Annotated in this window: 16 protein-coding genes; 12 read left to right on the top strand and 4 right to left on the bottom strand. The window is 58.1% G+C overall.

Annotated elements, in window-relative coordinates; all coding sequences use genetic code 11:
* Positions 1 to 156: 156 nt before the first annotated feature.
* A complete protein-coding gene (locus ABRP64_RS07170) occupies positions 157 to 882 on the bottom strand; it encodes a LysE/ArgO family amino acid transporter (protein WP_349865972.1) in 726 nt (241 codons plus the stop codon).
* Positions 883 to 951: 69 nt separating this feature from the next.
* On the opposite strand from ABRP64_RS07170, the gene ABRP64_RS07165 reads away from it, so the two are divergent.
* Positions 952 to 1824, top strand: coding sequence for an ArgP/LysG family DNA-binding transcriptional regulator (locus ABRP64_RS07165; protein ID WP_349865970.1), 873 nt, complete (start codon positions 952 to 954; stop codon positions 1822 to 1824).
* Here the strand turns inward: ABRP64_RS07165 and ABRP64_RS07160 are convergent.
* Positions 1793 to 2890, bottom strand: coding sequence for a glutathione S-transferase family protein (locus tag ABRP64_RS07160; protein ID WP_284853778.1), 1098 nt, complete (start codon positions 2888 to 2890; stop codon positions 1793 to 1795). The two genes, ABRP64_RS07165 and ABRP64_RS07160, sit on opposite strands and share 32 nt — an antisense overlap.
* Positions 2891 to 3084: 194 nt before the next feature.
* Here ABRP64_RS07160 and ABRP64_RS07155 point away from each other — a divergent pair, with 194 nt between their 5' ends.
* The 3 genes from ABRP64_RS07155 (at position 3085) to ABRP64_RS07145 (ending at position 4880) form a co-directional block, all read left to right on the top strand.
* Positions 3085 to 3975, top strand: a complete 891-nt coding sequence (locus ABRP64_RS07155) for a DoxX family protein (protein WP_349865968.1) — start codon at positions 3085 to 3087, stop codon at positions 3973 to 3975.
* 133 nt (positions 3976 to 4108) lie between these two features.
* The gene (locus ABRP64_RS07150) at positions 4109 to 4579 is read left to right on the top strand and encodes a cb-type cytochrome C oxidase subunit IV (RefSeq protein WP_349865966.1); all 471 of its coding nucleotides are present in this window, start codon (positions 4109 to 4111) and stop codon (positions 4577 to 4579) included.
* A complete protein-coding gene (locus ABRP64_RS07145; RefSeq protein WP_284770550.1) occupies positions 4569 to 4880 on the top strand; it encodes a transcriptional regulator in 312 nt (103 codons plus the stop codon). The genes ABRP64_RS07150 and ABRP64_RS07145 overlap by 11 nt, the downstream gene beginning before the upstream one ends.
* Here the strand turns inward: ABRP64_RS07145 and ilvD are convergent.
* Together ilvD and ABRP64_RS07135 are read right to left on the bottom strand one after the other, a co-directional pair.
* Entirely contained in the window at positions 4877 to 6730 is a 1854-nt protein-coding gene (ilvD, locus tag ABRP64_RS07140) for a dihydroxy-acid dehydratase (protein WP_349865964.1), read from the bottom strand. The genes ABRP64_RS07145 and ilvD overlap by 4 nt on opposite strands.
* A gap of 51 nt (positions 6731 to 6781) precedes the next feature.
* The gene (locus ABRP64_RS07135) at positions 6782 to 7324 is read right to left on the bottom strand and encodes a PH domain-containing protein (RefSeq protein WP_284770548.1); all 543 of its coding nucleotides are present in this window, start codon (positions 7322 to 7324) and stop codon (positions 6782 to 6784) included.
* A 302-nt stretch (positions 7325 to 7626) separates the two neighbouring features.
* Between ABRP64_RS07135 and ABRP64_RS07130 the strand changes: the two genes are divergently transcribed.
* From ABRP64_RS07130 to ABRP64_RS07095, 8 genes are all read left to right on the top strand, one after another.
* Positions 7627 to 9477 carry an acetolactate synthase large subunit gene (locus ABRP64_RS07130; protein WP_284782929.1) on the top strand — a complete coding sequence of 617 codons (1851 nt, stop codon included), beginning with the start codon at positions 7627 to 7629 and terminating at the stop codon, positions 9475 to 9477.
* A gap of 3 nt (positions 9478 to 9480) precedes the next feature.
* Positions 9481 to 9996: an acetolactate synthase small subunit gene (gene ilvN, locus ABRP64_RS07125; RefSeq protein ID WP_284770546.1), complete on the top strand. Its 516-nt coding sequence runs from the start codon at positions 9481 to 9483 to the stop codon at positions 9994 to 9996.
* 102 nt (positions 9997 to 10098) lie between these two features.
* Complete coding sequence (gene ilvC, locus ABRP64_RS07120) at positions 10099 to 11112, top strand: ketol-acid reductoisomerase (protein ID WP_349865962.1); 1014 nt, start codon at positions 10099 to 10101, stop codon at positions 11110 to 11112.
* Between the two features lie 126 nt (positions 11113 to 11238).
* Complete coding sequence (locus tag ABRP64_RS07115; RefSeq protein WP_296088482.1) at positions 11239 to 13029, top strand: GmrSD restriction endonuclease domain-containing protein; 1791 nt, start codon at positions 11239 to 11241, stop codon at positions 13027 to 13029.
* Positions 13013 to 13924 (top strand): hypothetical protein, encoded by a 912-nt coding sequence (locus ABRP64_RS07110; RefSeq protein WP_284770543.1) that lies wholly within the window; start codon positions 13013 to 13015, stop codon positions 13922 to 13924. Before ABRP64_RS07115 ends, ABRP64_RS07110 begins: the two co-directional genes overlap by 17 nt.
* A gap of 64 nt (positions 13925 to 13988) precedes the next feature.
* Complete coding sequence (gene serA, locus ABRP64_RS07105) at positions 13989 to 15575, top strand: phosphoglycerate dehydrogenase (protein WP_349865960.1); 1587 nt, start codon at positions 13989 to 13991, stop codon at positions 15573 to 15575.
* Positions 15576 to 15710: 135 nt separating this feature from the next.
* Positions 15711 to 16730, top strand: coding sequence for a 3-isopropylmalate dehydrogenase (locus ABRP64_RS07100; protein WP_284853770.1), 1020 nt, complete (start codon positions 15711 to 15713; stop codon positions 16728 to 16730).
* Between the two features lie 115 nt (positions 16731 to 16845).
* Positions 16846 to 17658 (top strand): fumarylacetoacetate hydrolase family protein, encoded by an 813-nt coding sequence (locus ABRP64_RS07095; RefSeq protein WP_284784993.1) that lies wholly within the window; start codon positions 16846 to 16848, stop codon positions 17656 to 17658.
* Positions 17659 to 17679: the final 21 nt, after the last annotated feature.

Genomic DNA, 17679 nt, shown 5'->3' with positions numbered 1-17679 from the left:
TTCGTACTCTCAAAGAAAACTACTCCCTACTAGTCGGTAACTGATTTCTCAGTCCAACTAATGGGGAGCAGTTCATTTCCCGGGGGAGGGATTTTCTATACCTTGTGCTTGCCGATGCCCCCTTTTAACGCTTGGGGCTGGAGCTGGGCTAGGGGATTACAGCAGGAGGAGCTTGAGGGTCAGGCCAATCATGATGACGCCGATGCCAACGTTGATCCAGCGCCATACCTCGGGGCGGGAGAGAACGTGGGAGAAGCGGGCAGCGCCAAAGCCAATGACGGGGAACCATGTAAAGCTGGCGGCGATGGCACCGCCGGCGAACAGCCACCGGCCGGGGTCTCCATACTGGTTGGCGATGCCGCCGAGCATGACCAATACGTCGACATAGGCGCCAGGATTGAGCCAGGTCAGTGCCAGCGCGGTAAGCAGCGGCTTGACCCAGGAGGGCGAGCGCTTGATCTCTTGGCGTTGGGTGGTGGTAGCGGTGGCTACAGAACCATGCTCGGTGCCGGCTCCACCCGAGGAGTCGCTGTCGCCGTCGAAGGTCGCGACTTCCTCGGTGGAATTGGGGGAAGTGGATTCCACGTCGTTGGCCTCGCCTTTGGTTTTAAAGGCATCGCGGAAGCAGGTGAAGGTGAAAAAGGCGAGGTAGGCTGCGCCGATGTACTTGAGCGCCTCAAGTGCAGTGGGAAAGCGCTCCACCAGGTAGCCGACACCGGCGGTGCCGGAGGTAATAAGGATGACATCGGAAAGCGCGCACACCACGATGATGAGCCCGATGTGATCGCGGCGGATGCCGTATTTCAACAGCATCGCATTTTGGGGGCCGACGGCCACAATGAGCGATAAACCAAGCACAAAACCAGCTAGCACGATGGACATGCCTCTAGTGTGAATCCAAGCCTTAAATTAGTCCAGTTAATCCATCTTCATATGGTTTAGAATAGCTTCATGAACCCCGTACATTTGGAAACCTTGCTGGCCATCGTGGAAGAAGGAAGCTTTGAGGTTGCCGCTTCGGTCCTGGGAATTTCTCCGTCTGCGGTGAGCCAGCGCATCAAGGCCTTGGAGGCGAGTACCGGTCGCGTGCTGGTGCGGCGGGCGAACCCGGTGGGGGCGACGGAGGCCGGGGAGATCTTGGTGCAAGCGGCCCGGCGTATGGCGTTGGTGCAGGCAGAAACCGATGCGCGGTTAGGCCAGCGCCTAGCGCGCGTGCCCCTGTCGGTGGCCATCAACTCCGATTCGCTGGCCCCGTGGTTTACGCAGGTATTAAGCGATACCGCGCAGCGGGGTGACGTTGCACTGCGCATCCGCATTGAGGATGAGGCACGCACCCTGGCGATGTTGCGGCGCGGCGATGTTCTAGGCGCCGTGACGAGGGAACATTCGCCGGTATCCGGGTGCGATTCCACGTTTTTGGGAACCATGCGCTATTTCGCCGTCGCCGCCCCGCACATCGCGGAGCGCTTCCACGCGGGCCAACTGACCTGGGAGACGATGCCGCTGGTGGGCTATGGCCCCAATGACCAGGTGCTTGATGATGCTATGCGGGATCGCTTTATTGACTCCCATGTTGTGCGCGCCCGGGTTTCGCAAATTCCCTCTTCGGAAGGCTACCTGGAGGCCGTGCGCGTGGGCCTGGGGTGGGGGCTATTGCCGCAGGCCCAGGCCCAGCCGCTGGTGGAATCGCAAGAGCTGTTGCTTCTCGATGACCACCAGCTCGACATCGACCTCTACTGGCAGCGCTGGCGCCTAGAATCCGAGGTCTTAAGCGATCTGACGCGGTCGGTGATTAACGCGGCTGCGGCGCTGGGAAGAGCTTAAGTTGGAAGTCTTCTGGGTTCTTTACTTCCTCACCGGAGGGGATGGGACCTGGCAGTTGCACGCCAGGAGCGAAGGGCTGGCCGCCAAAACGGTCGCGGTCGTGCGGCTCTGCTAACCAGGACATATCCGGCCCCACCGGAACGATGCGGGTGGGGTTGATCTCGGAATGAGTGGCAAAGTAGTGCTGCTTGATTTCGGTGAAATCGGTGGTATCACCAAAACCTGGCAACTGGAAAAGTTCTTGCAGGTAGCCGCGCAGGTTGGGCAGTTCCTGGATCTTGTGGCACGAGCACTTGAAATGCGAATAATACACGGGGTCGAAGCGCACCAGGGTGGCAAATAGGCGGATATCGGTTTCGGTAATGTGATCGCCAACCATATAGCGCTGCGTGCCCAGGCGCTCCTCGGCCCAATCGAGCGCCTCCCACAGCTGGTCATAAGCCTCTTCGTAGGCTTCTTGCGAACCGGCAAAACCGCAGCGGTACACGCCATTATTGATGCCATGGAAGATGTACTCATTGAGCTCTTCCATCTCCTCGCGGTGCTGCTCCGGGAAGAGATCGGGGGCGCCTTCTGCTTGGAAGTCCGTCCACTGCTCAATAAAATCGCGCACCATAGATGGGTAATCATTGGTGACCACGCGGCCAGTCGATTCTTCTACCAGGGCGGGTACGGTAATACCGCGGGGATAGTCTGGGAAGCGCTCGAAGTAGGCTTCCTGCAGGCGCTTGTAGCCCAAAACCGGGTCCACTTCGCCCTCATCTAAGTCGAATGTCCAGGACCGCGCATCGTGTACGGGGCCGGCGAGGGCTAGGGAAATGGAATCTTCTAAACCCAATAAGCGGCGGGCGATGACCGCGCGGTGGGCCCACGGGCATGCGCGGGCGGCAACCAAGCGGTAGCGGCCAGCCTTCATCGGCCAATAAAAGGTGCCATCGTCTTGTGCGGTTACCTCAGATACCTCAGGTGAAATACGATCTTCGATATAGGTGGTATCGCGAATAAATTCGCCGTCTGGCGAAGCATTGCGGGCATCTCCTACCCAATCGGTGTCGTGTGAAGTCATCGATTCACTCCCAATTCTGGTGGATTATTGAGACGGGGAAGTGTCCCGCCGGTAATTAATGTTTATATGGCAACTACATGACATTGTTGATGTTACAACAAGTTGCAAGCCAGGGGAAGGGAGGTGCGGGGAACAATTGCGGCGCGCCGTTAACGGTACCGCAAAACTGCAGGCAAGTGTCTTAAATTGGTCATATGAGCGATAAGCAGCAACCGGATAAAGCTAATCCTTTAGATGAGGATCTCAACGTCCCAGCCTACGATTCTGTGCAACGGGATAACCCCGATGTCTTCGCGCGCGCAGGGCGCGCCGAGCCGCAAGAAATTCGACCACGCAAACAAGAGGCAGCGGAGACGGAAGTTATGCCTAATACCGCAGCTAATGAGGCTGGACAGCAAGGGGGTAAGCAATCTACCGGTGAGGATACCGGGGTATTGGATCCCTCGGCGGCGGCGCAGGCCGAAGGCTTTGCTGCTGAAGATGCCGGCCTGACCCCAGAGGAGCAGGCGGAACAAGAGCGCAAGCTACAGCAGGAGCAGGAGGACAAGGAGGGCTATAAGCGCTATGGACGCCGCGGCACCATCGACTTCGGCCTCTTCTTCGTCCGCTTGGCTATGAGTGCTTACCTCATTATTGCCGGAGTATCCACCTTCTTCTCGCTGGGCGATGGCGCGGGTGTCTCCGGGCTAGAAGGCGACTACTCTGAGTACGCTTGGGCCAATTCATTTGCCCTTGCGGTGCCGACCGTGCAGCTGATTGCCGGCGCGTTCCTCCTGTTGGGTCTGATTAGCCCGGTGGCAGCAATGCTTGGCTTGTTCGTTACCGGTTTCACCGCCTTGCACGAGCTGGCGGAATCAGGCGCCGGTCTCCAAGTCTTTGACTGGCCGGACTCGGTATGGCTGTCCCTGGTACTTTTCGTTATCGCGATTGGCCTGCAATTTACCGGTCCTGGTTTCATTTCCTTGGACTTTGGCCGCTCTTGGGCGCGGCGCCCGCTGGGCACGTCGTGGGTCTTTGTGGTGGTTGGCATCGCCATCCTGGTCGCCGTGTGGTTCTTCGGTGCGGCCGTAAACCCCATTGCTTAGCCTGTTATTCGCTACCGCGTGAGTGGATCCCCGCCGCAGTCAATGCGGTGGGGATTTTCTTTGTACCCTTGCTTTCCACTATGGAAAGTGAAAGGATTGCCATAAAGGAAAGTAAGCAAAGCTGGATTTTGAGATGGTGGCAGAAAAGATGGAAGATGAGCTAAAGAAGTCGCTCGAGTTTAATGACAGCCTGCAGGATCAAGGGGCTGAGCGTAAGCGGCTGGTGCAAAATATCCTCCTAGTGATTGCATTGGCAGCGTTCTATGTGGGAATGACCGTATTCGCGGAGGTGATGCACCCCGTCGCGTTTCTCATTTTCTACTTTGTTCTTATAGGACTCTTGGTGTGGGCGCTGCTTCATTACCAAAATAAGGTGCGGACCAGCTATCGCCAGGATCCGTATACCCAGCCCAAGGCTGATAAGAAATACTACGCGGGGATGGCAGTAATACTTGTCCCGATGTTTGTTACGAACATGCTGCGTGAGCACACGTGGGCATTGGTTATCTTCGTGGTCTTGTGGGCAGCGGCAATGGTCTGGGTGCTGCAATCTCGTGCCTTGGACGTTGCAGCGCGACAAGGAGAGGGCCGCAGTGCTCAGTGATATTGACCCGGTTATCTATCCGCTCAATCGCTTCAAAATTTGCGCAGTTTTGAACGCGCGGGGTGCGGTGGAGGGACAGGTGCGCCGCGAGATGCGCTTCGCGGCGCTGCGGGAAGAAGTAGACCAATCGGCCGCCACCTTATCCAAACAATTAACCGCCCTAGAAAAGGAAGGCTATATCAGCCGGTTTCGCGAGTACGGGTCTTCCCGCGATAAGGACACCGTGTGGGTCATGCTGACTGCTACTGGCAAGTCAGCATTCGATGCCCACCTCGCGGCCATTCAAGAGATGGCGCGTTAGTTCACGTAGCCGTCTACCACGCGCACCGCGCCGCGGTCTGCGGAGGTCGCCATTGCGGCATAGGCGCGCAGCGCCTTGGTAATGGGGCGGTTGCGGTCGACAGGCGTCCATGGCTTTTCGCGTTGTTCTTGCGCGGCACGGCGGCGCTCCAGAACATCATCGTCCACGTCGAGCGTGAGCTCGCGCTCGTGGATATTGATGGAAATGGTATCGCCGTTCTCAATGAGCCCGATGAGTCCCTGGTGGGCGGCCTCAGGAGAAATGTGGCCAATGGAAAGCCCGGAGGTGCCGCCGGAGAAGCGGCCATCGGTAATCAAGGCGCAGGCCTTGCCCAAGCCGGCACCCTTGAGGAAGGACGTCGGGTGCAGCATTTCCTGCATGCCGGGGCCACCGGACGGACCCTCGTAGCGAATGACGACGACATCGCCGGGCTGGACCTCTCTATTCAAGATGATGGATACGGCCTGCTCTTGGGACTCCACCACGCGGGCTGGGCCAGAGAAGGTCCACAGCTCTTCTTCCACGCCGGCCGCCTTGACGATGGCCCCGTCCGGCGCCAAGTTGCCGCGCAGGACCACCAGTCCACCGTCGGAAGAAAAGGCGTGGTCAGCATCGTGAATGCAGCCATTGACCGCGTCCGTATCCAGTTCATCCCACCGGTTGGACTGGGAGAACGGCTCCGTGGTGCGCACGCCGCCTGGAGCGGCGTAGTAGAGCTCGCGGGCCTGATCGGTTACGCGAGGATTGCGGATATCCCAATCATCGAGCCACTGCTCCGCATTGTCATAAAGGGCGGTGTGTACCTTGAGGTTGAGGTGGCCCGCGCGGCGCAGCTCGCCCAAGATAGCCGGAATGCCGCCGGCGCGGTGTACATCCTCGATGTGGTAGGTGCCGTTGGGCGCGACCTTGGACAGGCAGGGGACGCGGTAGGAAATGTCATTAATATCATCCAGCGTGAAGTCCACTTCGCCCTCCTGCGCTGCGGCAAGGGTGTGCAGGATGGTGTTGGTAGATCCGCCCATGGCCATATCGAGGGCCATGGCATTGCTAAAGGCTTCCTTGGTCGCGATATTGCGCGGCAGGACGGACTCGTCTTCCTCGCCGTAGTAGCGGCGGCACATATCGACGATGGTGGAACCGGCCTTTTCAAAGAGATCGCGGCGAGCACTGTGGGTGGCCAACGTGGTGCCGTTGCCAGGAAGCGCCAAACCGAGTGCCTCGGTCAAGCAGTTCATGGAGTTAGCGGTAAACATACCGGAGCAGGAACCGCAGGTGGGGCAGGCGGATTCTTCCACCTGGGCCAAGCCAGCATCGGAAACGCTATCATTCGCGGATGCGGTGATAGCGGTAATCAGGTCAGTCGGTGCATGGGCAACGCCATCGACCACGACGGCCTTGCCGGCCTCCATCGGCCCGCCCGAAACGAAGATCGTGGGGATATTCAAGCGCATCGCGGCATTGAGCATGCCCGGGGTGATCTTATCGCAGTTGGAGATGCAGACGAGGGCATCGGCAGTATGCGCATTGGCCATGTACTCGATGGAATCGGAGATGATCTCGCGCGAAGGCAATGAGTACAGCATGCCGCTATGCCCCATGGCAATGCCGTCATCCACGGCAATGGTATTGAACTCCTTGGGTACGCCACCGGCTTCGCGGACGGCATCGGCGACGATATCCCCGACGTTTTTCAGGTGCACGTGGCCGGGGACGAACTGCGTATAAGAGTTGGCGATGGCGACAATGGGCTTGCCAAAGTCGTTTTCCTTGGTGCCAGTAGCGCGCCACAAGGCACGCGCACCGGAGGCTTGGCGTCCGACGGTAGTTACTTTAGAGCGCAGTGGGAACATGGATTAAGTCACTATTCCTTATGGATTGGTCAAATGGGGGAGAAAGTAGATTTAGTTTTCTGCCGAATCTTTAAGTTCGGGGTGCTTTTCTAGGTATGCAGCATATTCCTCTTTGCTTAAGAGGATCTGCTGCCCGTCGCGGTGCACGATGACGACCTTGTCGTCGGCTGCCTCGCGGCCCTGGGTGAGGGCATCGGGAATGCGCCCGCGGGATGCTTGTGCCAAGCGGGGCAGTGAGTTGAAGGTTACGCCAGGCAGGTTGTGTTTCGCACCATTTTTAGTCTGCGCGAAGGCCCGGGCGCGCTGGAAGCCAATCCCGGCGAAATCATCCCATGCGATGGAAACGTTTTTCCGGAACGCATAAGAAATGGAAATGCCTTTCTCAGAGATCCGCGTGCGGGCCTTGATGACCCACCAGAGGCCGATTACGGGGATAATCAGCAGCCACCCCAGGTATTTGGGCGCCCAGCCAATGCTTAATAAGGCGATCGTGGACAAAATTAAGATGCCCAAGATGTGGTCGCGGGAAGGGGTGAAGACCTCTGCCTGGGTGGTGGACTGACGAGGTTGTTTGTCCTGTGCTGGTGGGGTCATAGTCAGCCAGCCTAATTGACCATGTGGTGGGGAAGCGAACCATTTTTTCGCCGCGTTTCATCATATGAGAAACTTTTCCCAAAAGGGGGTAACGGCTTCCAGATATAATTCTATCGGTATATAGTTGGAAATATGATCATGATTCGACTTCAGGTGGTACGAGCGCGGCGGTGACCGCGACGTTTCCTGAACGTCGACGCTTTCGCCCCCGCAGACCACCGGCCCGCGGGGGCTTTAGTTGTAACTAGGGCGTTTTCGATGATCAGTTTCCATGACAGACCAACCCAAGGAGCACATACACCGTGGTAACGACATCCTCGCCCACGCCTGCTTCCGCGGCCGCTGCAAAGACAGCTGCGTCAGCGGAGCGAATGAGTGGGGCTCATGCAATTGTCCGCACGCTGGAAGATCTGGGCACCGATCTCGTATTCGGTATTCCAGGCGGTGCCGTGCTTCCGCTCTACGATGCACTGCATGGTTCAACCAAGCTTCGCCACGTGCTAACCCGCCATGAACAAGGCGCCGGCCACGCCGCCGAGGGCTATGCGCAGGCATCCGGAAAGGTGGGTGTGTGCATCGCTACCTCCGGTCCCGGTGCGACCAACTTGGTTACGGCGCTTGCCGATGCCAACTTGGACTCCGTTCCCATCGTCGCCATCACCGGCCAGGTGGGCAGTAACCTTTTGGGTACCGATGCCTTCCAAGAGGCCGATATCCGCGGTGTCACCATGCCGATTACCAAGCACAATTACATTGTGACGGATCCCTCAGAGATCCCTTCTGCTATTTCGGCTGCCTTCCACTTGGCCTCCACTGGCCGCCCCGGTCCGGTGCTCGTGGATATCCCTAAGGACGTGCAAAACGGCTTTTTGGATTATCGCTTTCCGGAAACGCTTGACCTGCAAGGATATAAGCCAGTCACCAAGCCACACCACCGGCAGGTAGCTCAGGCCGTGGAATTGATGTCGCATGCGGAAAAGCCCGTGCTCTATGTCGGCGGCGGAGTCGTTAAAGCTAATGCCTCCCAAGAGCTGCTGGAGTTTGCGGAGCTCACGAATATCCCGGTGGTTACCACCCTGATGGCGCTGGGCACCTTTCCGGACTCTCACCCGCTGCACATGGGGATGCCGGGCATGCACGGCACAGTTCCGGCCGTCGCGGCGATGCAGCGTGCTGACCTCATCATTGCCATCGGCGCCCGCTTCGATGACCGCGTGACCGGCGATACCTCAACATTCGCGCCAAATGCGAAGGTCATCCACGCCGATATTGACCCAGCTGAGATTGGCAAGATCCGGGAAGTTACAGTTCCCATCGTCGGCGATGCCAAGAAGTGCTTGACCGCGCTTAGCAAGGAGTACCGCAAGAAGGATGTGCAGCCAGCCACCGAGGTGAAACAGTGGCACGATTACCTGCGCGGCATGCAAGAGCGTTTCCCACGCGGTTATGAGCCCACCGATGATGGCCTGCTGAATCCACAATTCGTCTTGGAAAAGCTCAGTGAAACCGTGGGGCCGGAAGCTATCTACTGTGCGGGCGTGGGCCAGCACCAGATGTGGTCCGCGCAGTTCTTGGACTTTGAACACCCGCGTTCCTGGATCAACTCCGGTGGCGCTGGAACCATGGGCTATGCCGTTCCCGCTGCCTTGGGTGCAAAGGCAGCGCGTCCAGATAAGGAAGTCTGGGCCATCGATGGTGATGGCTGCTTCCAAATGACCAACCAGGAACTTACCACTGCAGCCTTGGAAGGCTTCCCGTTTAAGGTTGCCGTCATTAATAACGGCAACCTTGGAATGGTCCGGCAGTGGCAGACGCTGTTTTATGATCAGCACTATTCGCACACCAAGCTGCGCGAAGAAAACGCCTTCACCCCGGACTTCGTCCGTTTGGCCGAAGCGCTCGGTTGTGAAGCCATCCGGGTCACGAGCGAAGAAGAAGTCGTTCCGGCCATTAAGCGCGCGCAGGCAATTAACGATAAGCCAGTCGTCATTGACTTCATCGTCGGCCAAGATGCGCAGGTGTGGCCGATGATCGGTGGCGGTGCCTCCAATGAGGAAATCCAGTACGCCCGCGGCCTGCGCCCGCTTTTTGATGAAGCTGAATCCGCCGCGGAGACCCCGGCTGAGATCGACGAAACTATCCAGGAGGCATAAACCATGACGCAAAACGAGGTAACTCGGCATACCTTATCGGTATTAGTTGAGGATGTAGAAAGTATCATCGCCCGCGTGGTGGGAATGTTCAGTCGCCGTGGCTACAGCTTGGTGTCCCTGGTCTCCGCGCACACGGAAACCCCGGGAATTAACCGGCTGACCATCGTCGTGGATGCCTCTGAAGTGATCATTGAGCAGGTAACGAAGCAGCTCAATAAGCTCATTCCGGTCATCAAGGTCGTGGAACTCAAGGAAGATTCCACGGTTGCTCGCGCCATCATGCTGGTGAAGGTAGCGGCCGATAATTCCAACCGCGCACAGGTGGTGGATGCGGTGAATATCTTCCGCGCCCGCGTGGTCGACGTGGCAAAGGAATCGGTTGTCGTGGAAGCTACCGGTACGCCGGGCAAGCTCGCGGCGCTGCTTGAAGTCCTCGAGCCCTTCGGCATTCGCGAACTCGTGCAATCGGGCCACGTAGCCTTGGGGCGCGGCCCGAAGGCTACGGCTCCCAAAAAGTAAATAAAATCTCACGATGTGAACACATTGTCCCGCGCAGTGATATATACTCTGCGTTAGGACGCTTCATTACAGCTTTTCCTACCAAAGAATTGAGGATTTGAAATGGCTATTGATACCTACTACGACGATGATGCTGACCTGTCGATCATCCAGGGCCGCAAGGTAGCGGTCATCGGCTACGGCTCCCAGGGCCACGCCCACTCCCAGAACCTGCGCGATTCCGGCGTAGAGGTTGTTATCGGTCTGCGCGAGGGCTCTAAGTCCGCAGCCAAGGCAGAGGAGGCTGGCTTCGAGGTCAAGTCCGTCGCGGAGGCATCCAAGTGGGCCGACGTCGTTATGCTGCTGGCGCCGGATACCTCCCAGAAGGAGATCTTCGAAGAGCACATCGCCCCGAACCTGGAAGACGGCAATGCACTGCTGTTCGGTCACGGCCTGAATATCCACTTCAAGCTGATTGAGCCGGCTGCGTCCGTCACCGTCGGCATGGTTGCGCCCAAGGGCCCAGGCCACCTAGTCCGCCGCCAGTTCGTTGACGGCAAGGGCGTTCCTTGCTTGATCGCCACCGAACAGGACCCGAAGAACGAGGGTCATGACCTGACCCTGTCCTATGCCGCTGCCATCGGTGGCGCCCGCGCGGGCGTTATCCCCACCACCTTCGAGGCGGAGACGGTCACCGACCTCTTTGGTGAGCAGGCCGTCCTGTGCGGTGGTGTCGAGTTCCTCATCCGCAACGGCTTCGAGGTCCTCACCGAGGCCGGCTACGAGCCAGAGATGGCTTATTTCGAGGTCCTGCACGAGATGAAGCTCATCGTGGACCTGTTGTTCGAAGGCGGCATTGCCAACATGAACTACTCGGTCTCTGATACCGCTGAGTTTGGTGGCTACATCTCCGGCCCACGCATCATCAACGCTGATACCAAGCAGCGCATGAAGGAAGTTCTGTCCGATATCCAGGATGGAACCTTTACCAAGCGCCTGCTCGCCAACGTTGAGGGCGGCAACAAGGAGCTGGAAGAAATGCGCGAAGAATTTGCGCAGCACGAGATCGAAAAGACCGGCACCAAGCTGCGCGTTCTCATGAGCTGGGTCAAGAACCCACTGGACGCTACTGCCTAGTCACTAGCTGAAGTCACTGCGGCCCGCGGAAAACTCCCCGTGGGCCGCTTTTGTGCTTTTGCTGAGCATTGTCGCACACCTAAGTCTGTGAGGTCCCGCGGAGGTGTTGCGGGTAGTATTGGCCCTATGGGTTTTACGACGCCAAGCTATGATCTCAAGGATCTTTTTTCGCGGATTGACCGGGGCGATATCCAGCTCCCAGATTTCCAGCGCAGCTATGCCTGGGATGAAGACCGCATCCGCTCACTTATCGTTACAGTCCTGCGTGGATATCCCATTGGCGCGCTGATGGCCCTGGATACCCGCAATGAGAAGATGCGTTTCCGTCCCCGGGTTTTGGCGGGTGCGCCCGAGGTTGGCGTCGAGCCCGGATTGCTTCTTCTGGACGGTCAACAGCGCCTAACCTCCCTGTATCACTGCTTTAACGGCGAGGGTTTTGTCAAGACCACCGACTTCCGGAAAAAGAAGGTCCACCGCCGCTTTTTCATTGATGTCCGTGCCGCGGTCAGTGGGGACTTGCTTGCCGATGACGCCATTTTCGCCGTCGACCAGAACGGCGAGATCTGCTCGCACTTCGGCCCCGATATTGATGGGGCTATCACCTGCCGCCAGGATGGCCTGGATAATATGTGCATTCCTGTGGCCTCGCTGCTCAGTGAGGAAGGCACCAGCATGCTTTTCGAGCTCGCCGCCACACACGAGCAATACAGCGCCGAGCTTGCAGCGTTCAATAACCGCATCGTGCGTCCCTTGGCGGGCTATGACATCCCGATGATCCGGCTATCCCGCGAAACGGAGCGCTCTGGAATCGGTTCTATTTTTGCCCAGGCGAACTCGGCCGGCCTGCAGATGGATGTCTTCGATCTCTTAACCGCCGTCTTTGCTTCCGAAGATCCGACCTTCCACCTTGCTAACGATTGGCAGCAGGTGGAAAAGGATCTGCGGGATTCTCCTGCGCTCGATGGCATCGGACGCAATGAATTCCTCTCCGCAGTATCCCTCTTGGTCACAGGGGAGAAGGGCAATGCCGGCGGCCAGCGCGAAGACATTTTGAAGCTGTCCCTGTCCGAGTACAAGGCGGCCGCGCACGACCTGCGCATTACCTTCCACGAGGTTGCCGAATTCTTGGCGCAGCGCCGCATTTTAAGCCTCGATCAGGTTCCTTATACGGAACAGATCGTGCCGCTGGCGGTCATCATCGCGCGCCTGGCCAAGCGGCCTGGGGCCCTTTCCAGCCAGCAGGCATGGGATCGCATTGACCAGTGGTTCTGGTGTGGCGTCTTTGGCGAGCTCTACGGTTCTTCCGCGGTGCCGCTGCGCGCCGCCCGCGATGTGGATGAGGTGACCGAGTGGGTTGCCGGGGCCACCGATGATGTTCCCAAGACGGTCGCGGATGCAGGATTCCGGGAATCCCGCCTGCTCTCGGTCGATGAAAACGATGGGGTATGGCACGGAATCTATGCCCTGCTTATGGCCCGCGGCGCGAAGGATTGGCGGACGGGCAGCGAATTTACTCGCCACACCTTTGAAGAGTTGAAGCCCGGGTTTTTCCCGGTATTCCCACTGAATTGGTGCCAGCGCCACGGGGTGGATTCGGTCTTGGCCCATTCGGTCATGAACTACACCCCGATGGGCAAGCGCACAGAGGTCGTCCTCGATGGGTTCGCGCCGAACCGCTACCTGCCTCGCGTGCAATCCAAGTCCATCATGGAAGACGAGGAATTTGATGCTGTCTTGGCATCTCACGATCTCGATGTAGCAAACCTGAGGGAATCGAAGATTCAGGAATTCTTGGCAGATCGTCGCCATCGTTTTGTGAACCTGGTGGAAGAAACCTTGGGCATTCCCGTCATTCGAGATGTCGATGAAGCAAACCTGGCCGGCGGTGAAGAGGGGCCACATGCATTTGGCCGCTAAGAGGTATCGGGCGGCTGCAGCGGTTATCGCAGCCTCCCTCGTACTTGTCGGCTGCGGCGATGCCTTGCAGGAGCCCAAGCTTGTTAAGCGAGGGCTTTCGGATCTCTCCGAGTCCGATGTTGAGCTTGAGCGCGCCAAGTCAGAGAATCAAAACCGCCTGATCGATCCCAAATTCGCTGGCAAGCTAGAAATCATCGATGATCCTAGCGGCATTGACGCTGCACGGACTTTTTTTGAAGATTCTGACTCGATGGTGCTCTTTGCACCCGATGCTAAATCCAAATTGCGCGCGGCAACGTTGGCGATTAACCAGCACTTGCCGGCCGTGGAATACGATCCTTCGCGGCGCGGTGACATCCTCAACCTGGTAGGTGACTTGGAAGTAAAACGACTCGTCATCATTGGTGATATTCCATGGACTCAATCCAGTGGTGATTTCACGGTCATCAAGGACCCAGGCACGCATGAGGCGTTGGGAGATTTTACGGCATTCCAGTACGAGTCCAAGGTAGTCGCCTCACCGAAACAGATGGTCAAAGACATCGCGCGGCTGGATAATACTCCCTATGTTGAGTTGCGCCCCGCCTGGATTCCTTATGAGGGCGAACCGGAGGATGATGACAAAAAGTTACCGCCCGTTCCAGCGCAGTCACGGCGCGATGGCCAGATGGCGCCCAATATTGTGGCTACGGCGGATAGCCCAGTAGCCAATGTCATTACGGCCGCGGCCTATGGCGGTTCAGTATTGCTGATGCCGACGGCAGATCCGCTGGAAGATAAGCGGAGTATGGCCATGGTGGCGGGATTGGATGAGGGTTCCCTGATTGCTTTGGGCCCGGAATTCGGTCAAGTGAAAGAATTTAAGGAAAAAATAAGGCAGGGCACCCCAAACTGAACTACACTTCCTTCACACGCGGTGATTTTCGCGTAATGCACAACGAATTGAAACGAAGGATGATATGTCGAAGCCGGTAGTTCTTATCGCCGATAAATTGGCCCAATCCACAGTGACGGCGTTGGGGGATTCCGTCGAGGTGCGCTGGGTAGATGGCCCGAACCGCGAGGAATTGCTTGCGGCGGTTCCAGAAGCAGATGCGCTGCTCGTTCGCTCTGCCACCACGGTCGACGCTGAAGTTCTAGAAGCAGCGCCCAAGCTCAAGATTGTGGGCCGCGCGGGCGTGGGACTGGATAACGTGGATATTGACACCGCCACCAATAAGGGTGTCATGGTGGTCAACGCTCCCACCTCCAATATCCACTCTGCGTGCGAGCAGGCGATTGCCCTGCTTTTGGCCACTGCCCGCCAGATTCCTGCGGCGGATCAGTCCCTGCGCGAGGGCGAGTGGAAGCGCTCTTCCTTCAAGGGCGTCGAGGTCTACGGCAAGACTATTGGCATCGTTGGCTTCGGCCACATCGGTCAGCTTTTTGCCCAGCGGTTAAGCGCCTTTGAAACGAAGATTATTGCCCACGATCCTTATGCCAATCCGGCGCGTGCGGCAGCGCTTGGCGTGGAATTGGTCGAGCTGGAAGAGCTGATGGCGCAGGCAGATTTTGTCACCATTCACCTGCCTAAGACTCCAGAGACCGCCGGAATGTTTAACGCGGAGCTTCTGGCCAAGGCAAAGGAAGGCCAGATTCTTATCAACGCCGCCCGCGGCGGCCTCGTAGACGAGCAGGCCTTGGCGGATTCCATTACCTCCGGCCACCACCGCGGTGCGGGCTTTGACGTCTACTCCACGGAGCCGTGCACGGATTCCCCGTTGTTTAAGCTGCTGCAGGTCACGGTCTCGCCGCACTTGGGCGCGTCCACCGTGGAGGCACAGGACCGCGCGGGTACCGATGTCGCCGCATCTGTGCTCAAGGCTCTGGCCGGCGAGTTCGTTCCCGATGCGGTCAACGTCTCCGGCGGCACGGTGGGAGAAGAGGTTGCCGGCTGGCTCGACCTCGCCCGCAAGCTGGGCCTTACGGCCGGACGCCTGTTGGACCAGGCTCCCGTCGCCGTGGAGATCGAGGCTTGCGGCGAGCTGTCCACTGAGGATGTGGACGTGCTGGGCCTTTCCGCCGTCCGTGGCCTGTTTAGCGGCGTGACCTCAGAGCCGGTTACCTTCGTCAACGCGATGAAGATTGCCGAAAGCCGCGGGGTCGAGGTTTCGGTATCCACCAACCCAGAATCCAAGGGCCACCGTTCTTCCTTGCAGGTCAAGGTCATTAGCGCGGAGGGCGTGACCTCCTCGCTTACCGGTGCGCTCATCGGTATTGACGGGACCGAAAAGTTTGTCCGTATTAACGGTCGTGGCGTGGATATGCGGGCCGAGGGCCGCAACCTGTTCTTCCGCTATGCCGATGCCCCAGGCGCGCTGGGTACCGTGGGTACCAAGCTGGGTGCTGCGGGCATCAACATCATCGCCGCAGCCTTGACGCAGGGCAAGCAGGAATCCGATGCCGTGCTGATCTTGCGCGTGGAGTCCGAGGTGCCAGATTCTCTCATCGAGGAGATCAACTCCGCCCTTGGCGCTACGTGCCAGCAATTCGACATGGATGAATAATCTCAGCGCAGGTTAGGACGGATTGGCCTAACCGCGTACTCGTGCCCGCCCATCGCGCAGAATTATGCTGCGATGGGCGGGTTTCCTTTGGTAGGCTAATCCCTAATCCACTATGTGAGAAAGGAATCCTATCTAATGAAATTAGCGGTTATTGGCGGCGACGGCATTGGGCCGGAAGTAACGGCGGAAGCCCTGAAGGTGCTGCGCACCGTGCGCAGCGATATTGAAACCACCGATTATGACTTGGGCGCGCGGCGCTACCTGCGTAATGGCGAGCTTTTAACGGACGCAGACTTGGCCAGCTTGCGCGAGCACGATGCCATTTTGCTGGGTGCCATTGGTGCACCAGGTGAGGTTCCCCCGGGCGTCTTGGAACGCGGCCTGTTATTGAAGATGCGGTTTGCACTCGATCACCACGTGAACCTGCGCCCTTCCATCTTGTACCCCACGGCCCACTCGCCGCTGGCTAACCCGGGCGAGATCGACTTCGTTGTGGTGCGTGAAGGCACCGAGGGCTTGTACTGCGGCAATGGTGGCACGCTGCGGGAAGGAACGCCGCACGAGGTAGCCAGCGAGGTTTCGCAAAATACCCGCTTCGGGGTAGAGCGCGTGGTGCGCGATGCTTTTGAGCGGGCATCGCAGCGCCGCAACCACCTGACCCTGGTGCACAAGACCAATGTCCTCGTCAACGCCGGCGACTTGTGGCACCGCACGGTGGAAGAGGTTGCGGCGGAATATCCGCAGGTGGAGGTGGACTATAACCACATCGATGCCGCGACCATCTACATGGTGACGGATCCTTCCCGTTACGATGTCATCGTGACCGATAACCTCTTTGGAGACATCTTAACGGACTTAGCAGGCGCTATTACTGGCGGAATTGGGTTGGCTGCTTCGGGCAATATCGATGCCTCGGGCGAGAACCCTTCCATGTTTGAGCCAGTGCACGGTTCGGCACCTGATATTGCCGGACAAGGCATCGCGGATCCCACCGCGGCTATCTTGTCGGCGGCGATGCTTTTGCGGCAGCTGGGTGATGAAGACAATGCGCAGAAGATTGAAAAGGCGGTGGCGGAGGACATCGCCAAGCGGGGCGATGCCCCAATCAAGACCGTCGAGGTAGGGGATCGGATCGCAGCGAGCCTGCAAGCTTAAGCGCAAGAAGTCCTTTGTGTGAATGCGGTGTTGGCAGGGAACTAAATAATCTTTGCAAATTAACACCGCAAACTTTGCACACATGTAAAGGCTCCCTTTTAGTAGGATGGCCGTTATGCGTTTAGGACGAATTGCACACCCAGAAGGAATTTGCTTTGCCATCATCGACGGGCCACAAGACGCCCCGATGGAGGAGCTTGTAGCTAAAGAAATCTCCGGCACTCCATTTACCCCGCCGGAGCCCACCGGCCGGGAATGGAAGCTGGGTGAGGTGCGCCTCTTGGCGCCGACCTTGCCCACCAAGGTGGTGGCGCTCGGGCGCAACTATGCCGACCACGTGGCCGAGGTATTTAAGAAGTCCTCCGATAAGCTGCCGCCAACCATCTTCCTGAAGCCCTCGACTGCGGTTATCGGCCCGAATGAGGCCATCAAGATTCCCGATTATGCCACCAACGTGGAATTTGAGGGCGAACTCGCCGTAGTTATTTCCAAGCCATCGAAGAATATCAAGGCTGAGAACTGGAAAGACCACGTGCTGGGCTATACCATCTGCAACGACGTTTCCTCCCGTGACCTCCAGTTCAAGGATGGTCAGTGGGCGCGCGCCAAGGGCATTGATACCTTCTGCCCGCTGGGCCCGTGGATTGAAACGGACCTGGATAGCTTGGATCTTGATGATCAGAAGATCAATGCGTACCTGACCCATGATGGTTCCCGTGAGCAGAAGCAGGATTCCAATACGGATCAGATGATCGTCAAGATGGGCGGCATCTTGGAAGAGATTTCTGCCGCATATACTTTGCTGCCTGGTGATGTCATCACTACCGGCTCGCCCGCGGGAACCGCTCCGATGGTGCCGGGCGATACCATCGAAATTGAGATCCCAGGGGTTGGTACTCTGCGCAATATCATCTCTAGGGCGCAGTAGATTCATCCCACAGCAGCTGCC

The organism is Corynebacterium sp. KPL4015 (assembly GCF_040225725.1).
GTDB classification, from domain to species: domain Bacteria; phylum Actinomycetota; class Actinomycetes; order Mycobacteriales; family Mycobacteriaceae; genus Corynebacterium; species Corynebacterium rhinophilum.
Note: the sequence above shows the minus strand (reverse complement) of the source record. Positions and strands in the feature narration are given on the sequence as shown.

Excerpts from the sequence above, each read along its gene's own strand:
- ABRP64_RS07155 (WP_349865968.1), top strand. The coding sequence starts at position 3,085 with ATGAGCGATAAGCAGCAACCGGATAAAGCTAATCCTTTAGATGAGGAT.
- ABRP64_RS07095 (WP_284784993.1), top strand. The coding sequence starts at position 16,846 with ATGCGTTTAGGACGAATTGCACACCCAGAAGGAATTTGCTTTGCCATC.
- ABRP64_RS07135 (WP_284770548.1), bottom strand. The coding sequence starts at position 7,324 with ATGACCCCACCAGCACAGGACAAACAACCTCGTCAGTCCACCACCCAG.
- ABRP64_RS07170 (WP_349865972.1), bottom strand. The coding sequence starts at position 882 with ATGTCCATCGTGCTAGCTGGTTTTGTGCTTGGTTTATCGCTCATTGTG.
- ilvC (WP_349865962.1), top strand. The coding sequence starts at position 10,099 with ATGGCTATTGATACCTACTACGACGATGATGCTGACCTGTCGATCATC.
- ABRP64_RS07115 (WP_296088482.1), top strand. The coding sequence starts at position 11,239 with ATGGGTTTTACGACGCCAAGCTATGATCTCAAGGATCTTTTTTCGCGG.
- ilvD (WP_349865964.1), bottom strand. The coding sequence starts at position 6,730 with ATGTTCCCACTGCGCTCTAAAGTAACTACCGTCGGACGCCAAGCCTCC.
- ABRP64_RS07160 (WP_284853778.1), bottom strand. The coding sequence starts at position 2,890 with ATGACTTCACACGACACCGATTGGGTAGGAGATGCCCGCAATGCTTCG.
- ABRP64_RS07165 (WP_349865970.1), top strand. The coding sequence starts at position 952 with ATGAACCCCGTACATTTGGAAACCTTGCTGGCCATCGTGGAAGAAGGA.
- serA (WP_349865960.1), top strand. The coding sequence starts at position 13,989 with ATGTCGAAGCCGGTAGTTCTTATCGCCGATAAATTGGCCCAATCCACA.
- ABRP64_RS07100 (WP_284853770.1), top strand. The coding sequence starts at position 15,711 with ATGAAATTAGCGGTTATTGGCGGCGACGGCATTGGGCCGGAAGTAACG.
- ABRP64_RS07110 (WP_284770543.1), top strand. The coding sequence starts at position 13,013 with ATGCATTTGGCCGCTAAGAGGTATCGGGCGGCTGCAGCGGTTATCGCA.
- ABRP64_RS07150 (WP_349865966.1), top strand. The coding sequence starts at position 4,109 with ATGGTGGCAGAAAAGATGGAAGATGAGCTAAAGAAGTCGCTCGAGTTT.
- ilvN (WP_284770546.1), top strand. The coding sequence starts at position 9,481 with ATGACGCAAAACGAGGTAACTCGGCATACCTTATCGGTATTAGTTGAG.